The sequence below is a fragment of the Streptomyces atroolivaceus genome (genome assembly GCF_000717025.1).
GTDB classification, from domain to species: Bacteria; Actinomycetota; Actinomycetes; order Streptomycetales; family Streptomycetaceae; genus Streptomyces; species Streptomyces atroolivaceus.
In genome coordinates, this window is sequence record NZ_JNXG01000001.1 from 319626 (window position 1) to 332595 (window position 12970).

13 protein-coding genes are annotated in these 12970 nt (G+C 69.7%); 4 read left to right on the forward strand and 9 right to left on the reverse strand.

The features are described 5' to 3' along the window. Positions 1 to 5: 5 nt before the first annotated feature. Complete coding sequence (locus OO67_RS01415; RefSeq protein ID WP_033297000.1) at positions 6 to 1817, reverse strand: NHL domain-containing thioredoxin family protein; 1812 nt, start codon at positions 1815 to 1817, stop codon at positions 6 to 8. A gap of 64 nt (positions 1818 to 1881) precedes the next feature. Between OO67_RS01415 and OO67_RS01420 the strand changes: the two genes are divergently transcribed. Continuing rightward, positions 1882 to 2388, forward strand: a complete 507-nt coding sequence (locus OO67_RS01420; RefSeq protein ID WP_033296703.1) for an LURP-one-related/scramblase family protein — start codon at positions 1882 to 1884, stop codon at positions 2386 to 2388. Positions 2389 to 2443: 55 nt separating this feature from the next. Here OO67_RS01420 and OO67_RS01425 read toward each other — a convergent pair whose 3' ends face one another. After that, on the reverse strand, positions 2444 to 3241 hold the full coding sequence (locus tag OO67_RS01425) for a carbon-nitrogen family hydrolase (RefSeq protein ID WP_033296704.1): 798 nt from the start codon (positions 3239 to 3241) through the stop codon (positions 2444 to 2446). A gap of 198 nt (positions 3242 to 3439) precedes the next feature. Between OO67_RS01425 and OO67_RS01430 the strand changes: the two genes are divergently transcribed. Beyond that, positions 3440 to 4264: a maleylpyruvate isomerase family mycothiol-dependent enzyme gene (locus OO67_RS01430; RefSeq protein ID WP_033296705.1), complete on the forward strand. Its 825-nt coding sequence runs from the start codon at positions 3440 to 3442 to the stop codon at positions 4262 to 4264. A gap of 60 nt (positions 4265 to 4324) precedes the next feature. Here the strand turns inward: OO67_RS01430 and OO67_RS01435 are convergent, their stop codons facing one another. Together OO67_RS01435 and OO67_RS01440 are read right to left on the reverse strand one after the other, a co-directional pair. Then, entirely contained in the window at positions 4325 to 5632 is a 1308-nt protein-coding gene (locus tag OO67_RS01435; RefSeq protein WP_033296706.1) for an MFS transporter, read from the reverse strand. Continuing rightward, positions 5629 to 6300, reverse strand: coding sequence for a GntR family transcriptional regulator (locus OO67_RS01440; RefSeq protein WP_033296707.1), 672 nt, complete (start codon positions 6298 to 6300; stop codon positions 5629 to 5631). The genes OO67_RS01435 and OO67_RS01440 overlap by 4 nt, the downstream gene beginning before the upstream one ends. 216 nt (positions 6301 to 6516) lie before the next feature. Here OO67_RS01440 and OO67_RS01445 point away from each other — a divergent pair, with 216 nt between their 5' ends. After that, positions 6517 to 7416, forward strand: coding sequence for a D-alanyl-D-alanine carboxypeptidase family protein (locus tag OO67_RS01445; RefSeq protein WP_033296708.1), 900 nt, complete (start codon positions 6517 to 6519; stop codon positions 7414 to 7416). Positions 7417 to 7478: 62 nt separating this feature from the next. Here OO67_RS01445 and OO67_RS01450 read toward each other — a convergent pair whose 3' ends face one another. Together OO67_RS01450 and OO67_RS01455 are read right to left on the reverse strand one after the other, a co-directional pair. Further along, complete coding sequence (locus tag OO67_RS01450; RefSeq protein WP_033296709.1) at positions 7479 to 7661, reverse strand: DUF397 domain-containing protein; 183 nt, start codon at positions 7659 to 7661, stop codon at positions 7479 to 7481. A gap of 2 nt (positions 7662 to 7663) precedes the next feature. Further along, positions 7664 to 8542 carry a helix-turn-helix domain-containing protein gene (locus tag OO67_RS01455; protein WP_033297001.1) on the reverse strand — a complete coding sequence of 293 codons (879 nt, stop codon included), beginning with the start codon at positions 8540 to 8542 and terminating at the stop codon, positions 7664 to 7666. Positions 8543 to 8774: 232 nt separating this feature from the next. Between OO67_RS01455 and OO67_RS01460 the strand changes: the two genes are divergently transcribed. Further along, positions 8775 to 9278 (forward strand): ATP-binding protein, encoded by a 504-nt coding sequence (locus OO67_RS01460; protein WP_033296710.1) that lies wholly within the window; start codon positions 8775 to 8777, stop codon positions 9276 to 9278. On the opposite strand, the gene OO67_RS01465 is transcribed toward OO67_RS01460, so the two are convergent. Genes OO67_RS01465 through pdhA form a run of 3 tightly spaced genes read right to left on the reverse strand, consistent with a single transcriptional unit; the run spans position 9265 to position 12807 of the window. Beyond that, positions 9265 to 10665, reverse strand: a complete 1401-nt coding sequence (locus OO67_RS01465) for a dihydrolipoamide acetyltransferase family protein (protein WP_033296711.1) — start codon at positions 10663 to 10665, stop codon at positions 9265 to 9267. The genes OO67_RS01460 and OO67_RS01465 overlap by 14 nt on opposite strands. Before the next feature lie 10 nt (positions 10666 to 10675). Then, positions 10676 to 11656 (reverse strand): alpha-ketoacid dehydrogenase subunit beta, encoded by a 981-nt coding sequence (locus tag OO67_RS01470; protein WP_033296712.1) that lies wholly within the window; start codon positions 11654 to 11656, stop codon positions 10676 to 10678. Positions 11657 to 11658: 2 nt separating this feature from the next. Further along, positions 11659 to 12807, reverse strand: coding sequence for a pyruvate dehydrogenase (acetyl-transferring) E1 component subunit alpha (gene pdhA / locus OO67_RS01475; protein ID WP_033296713.1), 1149 nt, complete (start codon positions 12805 to 12807; stop codon positions 11659 to 11661). Positions 12808 to 12970 lie beyond the last annotated feature (163 nt).

Sequence of the window (12970 nt, forward strand, 5' to 3'; positions counted from 1 at the left end):
AGCCGTCAGCCCTGCTCGTCCATACCGGCCAGCACCAGCGGGAGCCTGGAGACCCCTCCGGCGGTCACGACCACGGGGACACCCCAGTCCTGCTGGTGCACATGGCAGGCGGGGTACTCGTTCGCCGGGTCGTCGTCGCAGGACGCCGCCATGGCGGACACGTGCAGGACGCCCTCGGTGACCCCGTCCGCCAGGACCAGGTCACGGCTCAGGTCCGTACCCGGTCCCGAGCCATCGGCGAGCAGTTCCGGCGGCGACGAGGACACCAGCAGCCGGGTGGACGGGCCGTACCGGGTGTCCAGCTTCTGCCCGGCGGGCGCCTGGAAGACCACATCCAGCCTCAGTGTGCCGGCGGCGACCTCGGTGGCCGCCCGCCGGGTGCGGTGGGCCCGGTCCGCGACCCGTACGGCCTCCTCGGGGAGGCGCAGCCGGGTCAGCCGGTGACGTGCGGACTCGACGACGACCAGATCGCCGTCCACCAGCACCGCGTCGCTCGGCTCGCGCAGATCCGTGGCCAGCGTGGTGACCTCGCCGCTCTCCGGGTCGTACCGCCTCAGCGCGTGGTTGTAGGTGTCGCTCACGGCGACGGAGCCGTCGGGGAGTGCCGTGACACCCAGCGGGTGCTGGAGGAGCGCCTGACCGGCGGCGCCGTCCCGGTGGCCGAAGTCGAAGAGACCGGTGCCGACGGCGGTGTGGACGCCGCCGTCCAGGTCCACGTAGCGCAGCGCGGAGGTCTCGGAGTCGGCGACCCAGAGCCGGTCGCCTGCCGCGGCCAGACCGGACGGCTGCGCGAACCACGCCTCGTCCCCGGGCCCGTCGACCAGGCCTTCGTTGGTGGTCCCTGCGGCGACCCGCACCGTCCCCTGCCCGGGGTCGTACGTCCACAGCTGGTGCACCCCGGCCATCGCGATCCACAGCCGGTCGCCGAACCAGGCGATGTCCCACGGCGACGAGAGGTCCACCTCCGTGGCCGGGCCACTGGTGGCGGAGCCCTGCCACCACTGGCGCCCCGTCCCGGCGAGCGTGGTCGTCACGCCCGTCGCGAGGTCGAGCGCCCTGATCGCGTGGTTGACGGTGTCCGCGACGGCGATCCGGCCGTCGGGCAGGACGGCGAGACCCTGCGGTTCGCTGAACCGGGCCTCGTCACGGCCGCCGTCCGCGAACCCACGCTCACCGGTGCCGAAACGGCCCCGTACGGTCTCGCCGTCGGCGTCCAGCTCGACCAGGCGGTGACGGGTGGTGTCCGAGACCAGGAAGCCGCCGTCGGGGAGGGCGAGCGCCTTGCCGGGGAACCGCAGGTGTGTCGCGACCGGCTCCGGAGCGACGTACGGGCCGTCACCGCGGCGCAGAGTGCCCTTCGCGGCGTGCTCCGCCTCCAGCTCCTCGACGAGCTTCTCGATGGCGTGGGCGTGCCCCTCACCGGCGTGCTGGGCCACGACGTAGCCCTCGGGGTCCACGACGACGAGCGTGGGCCAGGCCCGGACGGCGTACTGCTTCCAGGTGGCGAGCTCGGGGTCGTCGAGGACGGGGTGGTGCACCTCGTACCGCTCGACGGCGTCGACCACGGCCTGGTGCTCCGCCTCGTGCACGAACTTCGGGGAGTGGACACCGATGATCACCACGGTGTCGCGGTGCTTCTCCTCCAGCTCACGCAGCTCGTCGAGCACGTGCAGACAGTTCACACAGCAGAATGTCCAGAAATCCAGGATGACAATGCGTCCCCGCAGGTCAGCGAGGGTGTACTGCCGGTCGCCTGTATTGAGCCAGCCGCCCTTGCCGATCAGTTCGGGGGCGCGGACACGTGCACGTGCTGTCATGAGAACAGTCAACAGCACCGTGGCCTGCGCGCATTCCGGTGGGGCGTCGGGGAACCTGTGATCCATGAGACTTCTCGTACGTGAGCGCCTTTTCGGCGTCGGCGACGACTACTGGATCGAGGACGCGGACGGGCGGAAGCTCTACCTCGTCGACGGCAAGGCCATGCGGCTCCGTGACACCTTCGAGCTGAAGGACACGGCCGGCCGGGTACTGGTGGAGATCCGGCAGAAACTGATCAGCCTGCGCGACACGATGATCATCGAGCGCGACGGCGAGCAGCTCGCCACGGTCGGACGGAAGCGGTTCTCACTCCTGCGCAACCACTACCGGGTGAACCTGGTGGACGGCACCGAGCTGGACGTCAGCGGCAAGATCCTGGACCGCGAGTTCGCCGTCGACTACGACGGTGAGCTGCTCGCCCAGATCTCCCGGCGCTGGCTGACCGTCCGCGACACCTACGGCGTCGACATCGTGCGGGAGGACGCCGACGCACCCCTGCTTCTCGCGGTGGCGGTGTGCGTGATCGTCCTCGCGGACAAGGAGCACGACAAGGAACACGGCGAGGACTGAGCTCGGACCGACGGCCCGGTTTCACGTGAAACCGGGCCGTCGTGATGCGTACGGCTCAGGCCAGGCGCCGCGCGGCCAGGCCCAACCTTCGGTCCTTGAGGGCCGGGAACTGCTCACGGGTGGTGGTGGCCCTCGCCGGGTCGAACTCCACGGTGAGGACCTCCTCGTCCGCCCCGGCCTCGGCGAGCACCTCGCCCCAGGGGTCGACGACGATGCTGTGGCCCGCCTGCGCTACCCCCGCGTGCGTACCGGACGACCCGACCGCCAGGACGTACGCCTGGTTCTCGACGGCGCGGGCCTGCGCCAGCAGCGTCCAGTGGGAGCGGCGGCGCTCCGGCCAGCCGGCCGAGATGACCATCGTTTCGGCCCCCGCGTCGACGAGCCCGCGGAACTGCTCGGGAAAGCGCAGGTCGTAGCAGGTGGCGAGGCCGAGGACGGTCTCCGGGAGAGCCACCGTGACGAGTTCTTCGCCCGCCCCCATCATGACCGCCTCGCCCTTGTCGAAGCCGAAGCGGTGGATCTTGCGGTACGCGGCGGCCCGCTCGCCCTCGGGCGAGAACACCAGCGAGGTGTTGTAGAGGGTGCCGTCCTCGGCACGCTCGACGAAGGACCCCGCGTGCAGCCAGACCCCCGCCTCGGCCGCCGCCTTCGCCATGATGTCGTGCGTGGGCCCCTGCAGCGGTTCCGCCTCGTCCGCGAAGTCGGTGTAGGCGAAGGCGCCGACGGGCCAGAGCTCAGGGAGGACGACCAGGTCCGCGCCCCGCTGTGCCACGACCAGCGAAGCCGCGCGCTCTCTACGGGAATTGACCGATTCATCCTGGCTTATTGCGATCTGGATGAGGGAGGCGTGCACACTACCACCGTCCTGGCATGGGAGCCGTCAACGCGGGCCTACGATCGTCACACGAAAGCACTGCCGGGGTGCCTGCTCGCAGCGTAACTTAGCGAGCGAACCTCCCACGCAGCCCGCAGACAGCGACGTCGGTGCCGGCCATCCGTCGGCACTCCCTGCTCTCCAGCCCATGCACCGCAGAACCGCACGAGGGGTCCCGTGACCGTCCATCCCAGCCTCCAGACCTATGCCGATGCCTGGACCCACTCCGTCGAGGCGATAGCCGAGCTGGTCAAGCCACTCCCCGAGGGGGAGTGGAACCGCCGGACGCCCTGCCCGGGCTGGTCGGTGCGCGACATCGTCTCGCACGTCATCGGCATGGAGTGCGAGCAGCTCGGTGACCCCCGCCCCATCCACACGCTGCCGCGCGACCTGTACCACGTGCAGAACGACCACCAGCGCTACATGGAGATGCAGGTCGACGTACGGCGCCACCACACGGCGCCGGAGATGACCTCGGAGCTGGAGTACACGCTCATCAGGCGCATGCGTCAGCTGCGCAACGAGTCGCGCGCCCCCGAGACCATGGTGCGGGCACCCCTCGGCGCCGAGCAGACTCTGGAGCTGGCCCTGCACATGCGGGCCTTCGACGTCTGGGTGCACGAGCAGGACCTGCGCACGACGCTGGGGCAGCCCGGCAACCTCGATTCCCCCGGCGCCCTGATCGTCCGGGACACCCTGCTGGCCGGCCTGGCGAAGGTGGTCGCCAAGGACGCGGGTGCGCCCGCCAACACCGCCGTGGTCTTCGATGTGCACGGCCCCGTGGAGTTCCTGCGCACGGTCAGGGTCGACGGCGAGGGCCGCGGTTCGGTCGACGGAGCGCCGTCGCTGGGCCCCGCGGCGACGCTGGCGATGGACTGGGAGACGTACTACCGGCTGGCCTGCGGCCGGGTGCGGGCACAGGCCGTGGAGGACCGGATCAAGGTCGAGGGTGATCAGGATCTGGGAGCCGAGATCCTGCGCAACTTCGCCCTGACCCCGTAGCAGCGCGACCGGCGGCGCCCGTCCACCGGTGGGCCGGGACGGGCGCGCCGCCGGGTGCTGTCAGGCGGGCACGTGCACGGCTTCGACCCGGCTGACGACATGGTGGTCGCGTTCCCGGTGCGTGGCGCTGGCGTGCAACCGCAGGATCTGTACGACGCCGAGCGCCTCCAGGACGAAGACCGAGGCGAACGCGACGCGGTAGTTGTCCCCGGTCGCGTCCAGCAGGACGCCGACCGCGAACAGCGTCGTCATCGAGGCGACGAAGCCGCCCATGTTGACGATGCCCGAAGCAGTGCCCTGGCGCTCCGGCGGATTGGCCGGCCGGCCGAAGTCGAAGCCGATCATCGAGGCCGGGCCGCAGGAGCCGAGCACCACGCACAGGGTGATCAGCAGCCACATCGGCGCATGGTCCCCGGGGTAGAAGATCGTGGCCGCCCAGAGCAGCGCGGTCATCGCGACCGTGCCCAGGGCCAGTGGGGCGCGCGCCGCGTGGTGGCGGGCGATGACCTGCCCGTAGACGAGCCCCACGGCCATGTTGGAGAGCACCACCAGGGTCAGCAGTTCACCGGCGGTACCCCTGCTGAGCCCCTGCGCCTCGACCAGGAACGGCATGCCCCACAGCAGCAGGAAGACCATGGCGGGGAACTGCGTGGTGAAGTGCACCCACATACCCAGACGGGTGCCCGGCTCCCGCCAGGACGCGGCGATCTGCTTCCGCACGTACGCCGCTCCGGCGTGCTCGGCCGGCGGCGGCTCGTGGCCCTCGGGATGGTCCTTGAGGAACAGCAGCAGCAGGACCAGCACCACCACGCCCGCCAACGAGCTGCCGACGAAGGTCGTGGTCCACCCGAACCCGTGCAGCGCCCGGGCGATGAAGAGGGTCGAGACGAGGTTGCCCGCCATCCCGAAGAGTGCGGCCACCTGCCCGATCAGCGGCCCGCGCCGCGCCGGGAACCATCGGGCGCCGAGCCGCAGCACACTGATGAAGGTCATCGCGTCGCCGCAGCCGAGCAGCGCGCGGGAGGCGAGCGCCATGCCGTACGAGGGGGAGAGCGCGAAGCCCAGCTGCCCCAGCGTGAAGAGCACCACCCCGATGGTGAGGACCTTCTTGGTGCCGAGCCGGTCGACCAGGAGGCCCACGGGTATCTGCATCCCGGCGTAGACGAGCAGCTGCAGGATGGAGAACGTCGACAGGGCCGAGGCGTTGACGTCGAACCGGTCCGCCGCGTCGAGCCCGGCGACACCCAGGCTCGTGCGGAAGATGATGGCGACGAAGTAGACGGCGACGCCGATGCCCCAGATCCACGCGGCACGCCGGCCGCCGGGCGGGTCTCCGGGCAGGGAGAGGGTGGGTGCGGCGGAGGTCACCGGTCATCACCCCGGACCAGCACCCTGACCCGGCTGACATGGCGCCGTACGACCTGCGCGGCGCCTTCGGCGTCACCGGCCCTGATGGCGTCCAGCAGCTCACCGTGCTCGGTGATGTTGGCGGCGATCCTGCCGGGGTGCGCCTCCATCACGGCGACGCCCATCCGCAGCTGCCGGTCGCGGAGCTGGTCGTAGAGGCGCGAAAGGATCTCGTTGCCCGCGTTCTTCACGATCTCTGCGTGGAAGCAGCGGTCCTTGACGGCGACTGCCGCCAGATCGCCCACCTCGGCGAGCTCCCGCTGCTCCTCCAGGAGCTGTTCGAGCCGGGCGATCAGCTGCGCCGACGCGGGCACGGCCTTACGTGCGGCGAACTCCTCCACGAGCAGCCGGGTCTCCACCACGTCGGCGATCTCCTGCGCCGATACCGCCAGCACCAGCGCACCCTTCTTCGGGTAGAGCTTGATCAGCCCTTCGACCTCCAGGCGGAGCAGCGCCTCCCGCACCGGGGTGCGGGACACGCCGACGGCCTCGGCCAGGTCGCCCTCGGTGAGCAGCGTGCCGCCCTCGTAGCGGCGGTCGAGGACCGCCTCCTTGATGTGGGTGTAGACGCGCTCGGCTGCGGGTGGCGCCTTGGGGACAGCGGGTGAGGCAGTGGGTGCGGCAGGCATGCACACAGCATAGATACAAGATGGGTGCGTCCGCCTCCCCGTCCGGAATCCGGACTGCCCACCCGTCCGCGACCCAGCCCGGTCGCGGCCATATGATCCGTCCGCCCGGAGTACACATCACCCTTTCGGGGGTACATCCATCGGGCCACCTCGCGAGTCTCATCAGCGAGCAACACCTCATGTTGCCGCATTTCAGGTGTATTTGGAGCGTTCGACTTGAACATCGGTCTCAAGGGCATAAACCGCGCAACCGTCGCCGCCACTGTTGCCCTCACCGCGGGTGCCGTCCTCGCCGGCGGCGCCCTGGCCTCCACGGCCCACGCGGCGACACCGCCCACGCCCACGATCACCGCCAAGGGCGGTTTCGTGATGAACGACGGCACCGCGAAGGCGCTCTACGCCAAAGCCGCCGACACCCGCCGCTCCACCGGTTCCACGACGAAGATCATGACCGCCAAGGTGGTGCTGGCGCAGAAGAACCTGAACCTTGACTCCAAGGTCACGATCCAGAAGGCGTACAGCGACTACATCGTCAAGAACACCGCCTCGTCGGCCCGGCTGATCGTCGGCGACAAGGTCACGGTCCGCCAGCTCCTGTACGGCCTGATGCTGCCGTCGGGCTGCGACGCCGCGTACGCGCTCGCCGACAAGTTCGGTTCCGGCACCACGCGCGCGGCCAGGGTGAAGTCCTTCATCGGCAAGATGAACGCCTCCGCGAAGAGCCTCGGCCTGAAGAACACCCACTTCGACTCGTTCGACGGCATCGGCAGCGGCTCGAACTACTCCACGCCGCGCGACCTGACGAAGATCGCCAGCAGCGCCATGAAGAGCTCCACGTTCCGCGCGATCGTGAAGACGAAGTCGACCAAGCAGAAGGTCACGACGAAGAGCGGCGGCTACCGCTACATGTCGTGGACGAACACCAACCCGCTGCTGGGCGGTTACAGCGGCGCGATCGGCGTGAAGACCGGCTCGGGCCCGTCGGCCAAGTACTGCCTGGTCTTCGCGGCGACCCGCAACGGGAAGACGGTCATCGGGACGGTCCTCACCTCGACGTCCGCGACGAGCCGGACGACCGACGCGAAGAAGCTGCTGGACTACGGCTTCAAGAAGTAGCCCTGTCGTGCTCAGGAAGGGCCTTGCCCGCGCGTTGCGTGGGTACGGCCCTTCTGTCGTTCCTACGGCTGTCGGCGCAGGTCCGTTATGAAGCTGCCCCAGGCGGCGGGGGTGAAGACGAGGAGATGTTCGTCGGGCCGCTTGGAGTCGCGGACGGCGACGGCGCGAGGAATGTTGCGGGCCACTTCGACGCATTCGCCGTTGCCGCTGCTGTAGCTGGACTTGACGAACTCGAAGTGACACACGGCTACAACTCCTTGCGAATACGCCCTATCAAGGCAATGGAATCGCGGGGAGCGAGTCCGCAGCGGGCGATACGGCTGAACGCGACGTTGTGACGGGCGGCGTCCCCCTCACTCTCCAGCCACAGCGTAGACGACGTGGTGTCCATGTAGACCACGTCCATCGCTCCGGGTTCGGCGAACGATACGACGCTGAAAGCGCTGGTCATGCCGGGATGCGGGCCGGCGATGAAGGGGACAACCTGCACCGTGACATTTGGCTCGGCGGCAGCCTCCGCCAGGTGCTCCAGTTGCGCACGCATCACCTCCCGACCGCCGACCAGTTGCCGCAGAGCCCCTTCGCCGATGATCGCCCACAGCGCAAGTGGGGTGCTGTCCGCCAGCCGTGCCTGCCGGGCGATCTTGGCTTCGACGAACCGCTCGATCTCGTCCGGGTCGTCCCAGTCCGCATTGCCGACCGCCAGCGCCCGCGCGTAGTCCGGCGTCTGGAGCAAACCCGGCACGAACGCCCCCTGCCAGGTCCTGACCGCCGTAGCGATGTCTTCGAGCGCGACGTACTCGACAAGCGAGCGCAGCTCCGGATACTGGTTCCACCAGCCCTTCGCCTTGCGGCGCTCCCGGTCCAGCCGGGCCACCTCCAGCAAGCTGCTGACGAGCTGTGCGTCCTCGACGCCGTAGAACTCGCAGAGGGTGCGCACGTCCGGGTCCCTCATCGGAACCCAGCCCCGCTCCATCTTCACGATCTTCGAGTTGGTCGCGCTGATGACCTGGGCCGCCTGCTGTTGCGTCTCCCCGGACGCGTCCCGCAGACGGAGAAGCTCGCTACCGAGCCTGCGCGCCAGCACAGTTGACGACCGATTACCTTGCCGAGTCGCACGATTCACCACACCAGTGTCCCGCCTCGCGGAACGGGTCGTCGACCACGTCCCCCAATTGGAGACACTTGTCTCCGTTTCACTTGCCCCCACCTCCCCGAGGCCATTACGTTCAGCTCGCAGCCGCTCACACAGCGGCACCGCTCGGCGGAAGTGCACCGCCCTGCCCTGCGCCGGACCCGAATCCGCCGCACCGCAGGAACGGCATGGCCACCGCCCGCACCCACGGAGGCACGTGTCCATGACCGCAGCCGAACAGCTCCCCGCACCCGAACCCGTGCTCCGCCAGGACCGGCTCGACTACACCCCCACCACGCGCAGCGTTTCCCTGTGCCGCCACCGCGCCGCCAGGCTCGTCGCCCAGTGGGGGCATCCAGACCTGGCCGCCGACGCGGCGCTGCTGGTGAGCGAGCTGGCGACGAACGCCCTGCTGCACGGATCTCTCCGGGGGCGGCACTTCCGGGTGGAGTTCTCTCTCACCGCGACCGCGCTCCGTATCGCGGTCACTGATCCGCGCGGCGAGCGACTGCCTGTCCTGCGTGAGGCCGCTGACGACGAGTGCTACGGGCGGGGCCTCAGGGTCGTTGCGCGGCTCGCCGACGGCTGGGGAGTGGAGCCACGCACCGTGGGCAAGACCGTGTTCGCCGAACTCGCTCTACGGAACCCGGACATGGCGGTGGGCCCGCGCGTACTTCACGCGAGCCCACCTCGAACACGTACCGCGGGCGCGGTTACGCCCAGGTGATCAGCCGCTTCGGCTGCTCCAGGATCGCCGCGACGTCCGCGAGGACCTTGGAGCCGAGCTCGCCGTCGACCAGGCGGTGGTCGAAGGAGAGCGCCAGCGTGGTCACCTGCCGGGGCTTCACCTTGCCCTTGTGGACCCAGGGCTGGAGCTTGATCGCCCCGACCGCGAGGATCGCGGACTCGCCCGGGTTCAGGATCGGCGTACCCGTGTCGACGCCGAAGACGCCGACATTGGTGATGGTCACCGTGCCGCCCGCCATGGCGGCCGGGGACGTCCTGCCCTCCCGCGCCGTGGAGACCAGCTCGCCCAGCGCCTCGCCCAGCTGAGGCAGGGTCTTGTCGTGCGCGTCCTTGATGTTCGGCACGATCAGCCCGCGCGGAGTGGCGGCGGCGATACCCAGGTTGACGTAGTGCTTCTGGACGATCTCCTGGTTGGCCTCGTCCCAGGCGGCGTTGATCCCCGGGTTGCGCCTGATGGCGACCAGGAGCGCCTTGGCGATGATCAGGAGCGGATTGACCCGGACTCCCGCCATGTCCTTGTCTTCCTTGAGCTCCGCCACGAGCTTCATCGTGCGCGTCACGTCGACCGTCACGAACTCGGTGACGTGCGGCGCGGTGAAGGCGCTGCCGACCATGGCCTGCGCGATGGCCTTGCGTACGCCCTTGACCGGGATCCGGGTCTCCCGGGCGCCCGCCTGAGCCACCGGTGCGGGTGCGGGTGCGGCGGGAGCCTCCTCGGTCCGCGCGGGGACCTCGGCGGAGGCCGGCGCGGCGGCGGCGTGGACGTCCTCGCGGGTGATGACGCCGCCCTCGCCGGTCGGAGTGACCGAGGCCAGGTCGATGCCCAGGTCCTTCGCCAGCTTGCGCACCGGCGGCTTGGCGAGCGGCCGGCTCTCCGGAACCTTCGCGCCTCGGCCGTTGATCTCGGCCTGGATCGCGGCAGCTGCCGGACCCGGGATCTGGGCACCCTTGCGGGCACGGCGCTTGGTGGAGCTCTCCGCCACGCCGTAGCCGACGAGCACCGGCTGGCGGCCCTTGGGCGCCTCCGGTTCGGCCTCCGCCACAGGCTGCTGAACGGCTTCCGGAGCGGCGTCCTGCGCCGCCGGGGCGTCACCGCTGCCCGGCGCCACGTCCACCGCGATGATCACCTCGCCGACATCGACGGTCGTGCCCTCGGGGAAGCGCAGCTCGTGCACCACCCCGTCGAAGGGGATCGGCAGCTCCACGGCGGCCTTGGCCGTCTCGACCTCGCACACCACCTGGCCGTCGGTGACGGTGTCACCGGGCTGGACGAACCACTTGAGGATCTCCGCCTCGGTCAGTCCCTCGCCCACATCGGGCATCTTGAACTCGCGGAAACGAGCAGACGTCTCGGTCATCGTCGTCACGACCCTCTCCTCAGTACGCCAGCGAGCGGTCGACGGCGTCGAGCACCCGGTCCAGGCCCGGCAGGTACTCGTCCTCGAGCCTGGCCGGCGGGTAGGGGGCGTGGTAGCCGCCGACCCGCAGCACCGGTGCTTCGAGATGGTAGAAGCAGCGCTCGGTGATCCGGGCGGCGATCTCGGCCCCGGAGCCGTAGAACACCGGCGCCTCGTGGACCACCACAAGCCGGCCGGTCCTCTCGACCGAGGCCTGTACGGCGTCGAAGTCGATCGGGGACATCGACCGCAGGTCAAGGACCTCGATCGACTTCCCCTCCTCCTGCGCCGCGGCGGCCGCCTCCAGGCAGACCTTCACCATCGGGCCGTACGCGACGAGCGTGAGGTCGGAGCCCTCACGGGCCACGGTGGCCTTGTGGAGCGGGCCGGGGATGGACTCGGTATCGAGCTCCCCCTTGTCCCAGTAACGCCGCTTGGGCTCGAAGAAGATGATCGGGTCGTCGCTCTGGACGGCCTGCTGCATCATCCAGTAGGCGTCGCTCGCGTTGGACGGTGAGACGACCTTCAATCCCGCCACGTGCGCGAACAGTGCTTCGGGCGACTCGCTGTGGTGCTCGACGGCACCGATGCCGCCGCCGTACGGGATGCGGATGACGACCGGCATCTTGATCTTGCCGAGGGCGCGGGCGTGCATCTTGGCGAGCTGCGTGACGATCTGGTCGTACGCGGGGAAGACGAACCCGTCGAACTGGATCTCGACGATCGGGCGGTAACCGCGCAGGGCCAGACCGATCGCCGTGCCGACGATGCCGGACTCCGCGAGCGGGGTGTCGATGACCCTGTCCTCGCCGAAGTCCTTCTGGAGCCCGTCCGTGATGCGGAAGACCCCGCCCAGCTTGCCGACGTCCTCACCCATGATGAGGACCTTGGGGTCTGTCTCGAGAGCCTTGCGCAGCGACTCGTTGAGCGCCTTCGCGATGGACATCTTCTCAGCGGCCATGGCTAGTTGCCCTCCTCGGCGAACGATGCCTGGTAGGCGGCGAACTGGGCGCGCTCCTCGTCGACGAGCGGATTGCCGTCGGCGTACGTGTGGTCGAAGATCGCCAGCCGGTCGGGGTCGGGCATGGCCCGCACCGCTTCGCGTACCCGCTTTCCGAGGGTCTCGCTCTCCTCCTCCAGCGCGGTGAAGTACGCCGCGTCGGCGAGGTCCTGCTTCTCCATGTAGGTACGCAGCCGCAGGATCGGGTCCTTGGCCTCCCAGGCCGCCCGCTCCTCGTCCGCCCGGTACTTGGTCGGGTCATCGGAGGTGGTGTGGGCGCCCATCCGGTACGTGAACGCCTCGACGAGGGTGGGGCCCTCGCCCCTCCGGGCCCGCTCCAGGGCCGACCTGGTGACGGCCAGGCACGCCAGTACGTCGTTGCCGTCGACCCGGACACCGGGGAAACCGAAGCCCTGCGCGCGCTGGTAGAGCGGCACGCGCGTCTGCCTCTCGGTCGGCTCCGAGATCGCCCACTGGTTGTTCTGGCAGAAGAACACGACCGGGGCGTTGTAGACGGCGGAGAAGGTGAACGCCTCCGCGACGTCGCCCTGGCTGGAGGCACCGTCACCGAAGTAGGCGATCACCGCCGAGTCGGCACCGTCCTTGGCGACGCCCATGGCGTAGCCGGTGGCGTGCAGGGTCTGCGACCCGATGACGATCGTGTAGAGGTGGAAGTTGTTGGTGTTCGGGTCCCAGCCGCCGTGGTTCACGCCACGGAACATCCCGAGCAGATTGGTCGGGTCCACGCCCCGGCACCAGGCGACGCCGTGCTCCCGGTAGGTGGGGAAGACGTAGTCGTCGTCGCGCAGCGCACGGCCGGAGCCGATCTGAGCTGCCTCCTGGCCGAGCAGCGAGGCCCACAGGCCCAGCTCGCCCTGGCGCTGCAGTGCGGTGGCCTCGGCGTCGAAGCGACGGGTCAGGACCATGTCCCGGTAGAGACCACGGAGCTCGTCCGCGCTCAGGTCGATCTCGTAGTCCGGGTGCTCGACGCGCTCGCCCTCGGGCGTCAGCAGCTGTACGAGCTGGGGGCCGGAAGCCTCCGGCGTCTTCGCGGCGCTGGTCCGCTTGCTGCTGCGTCGCGGTTTGCGCGCGGCAGTGCTCTCCACGGTCACGTGCGTGCTCCTCCGTCGGTCCGGCCCCCGGGATGGCCGGGAACCAGTGCGGCTCGCCTGTGTCCGGACCCGTGCACGGGGTGGGTGCCGCTCGGCCGGGAACAGGCGTGACAGGTGCCCCGGCGAGCGTCCTGTCATAAGCACGTTACCCAGTGCATCGCAT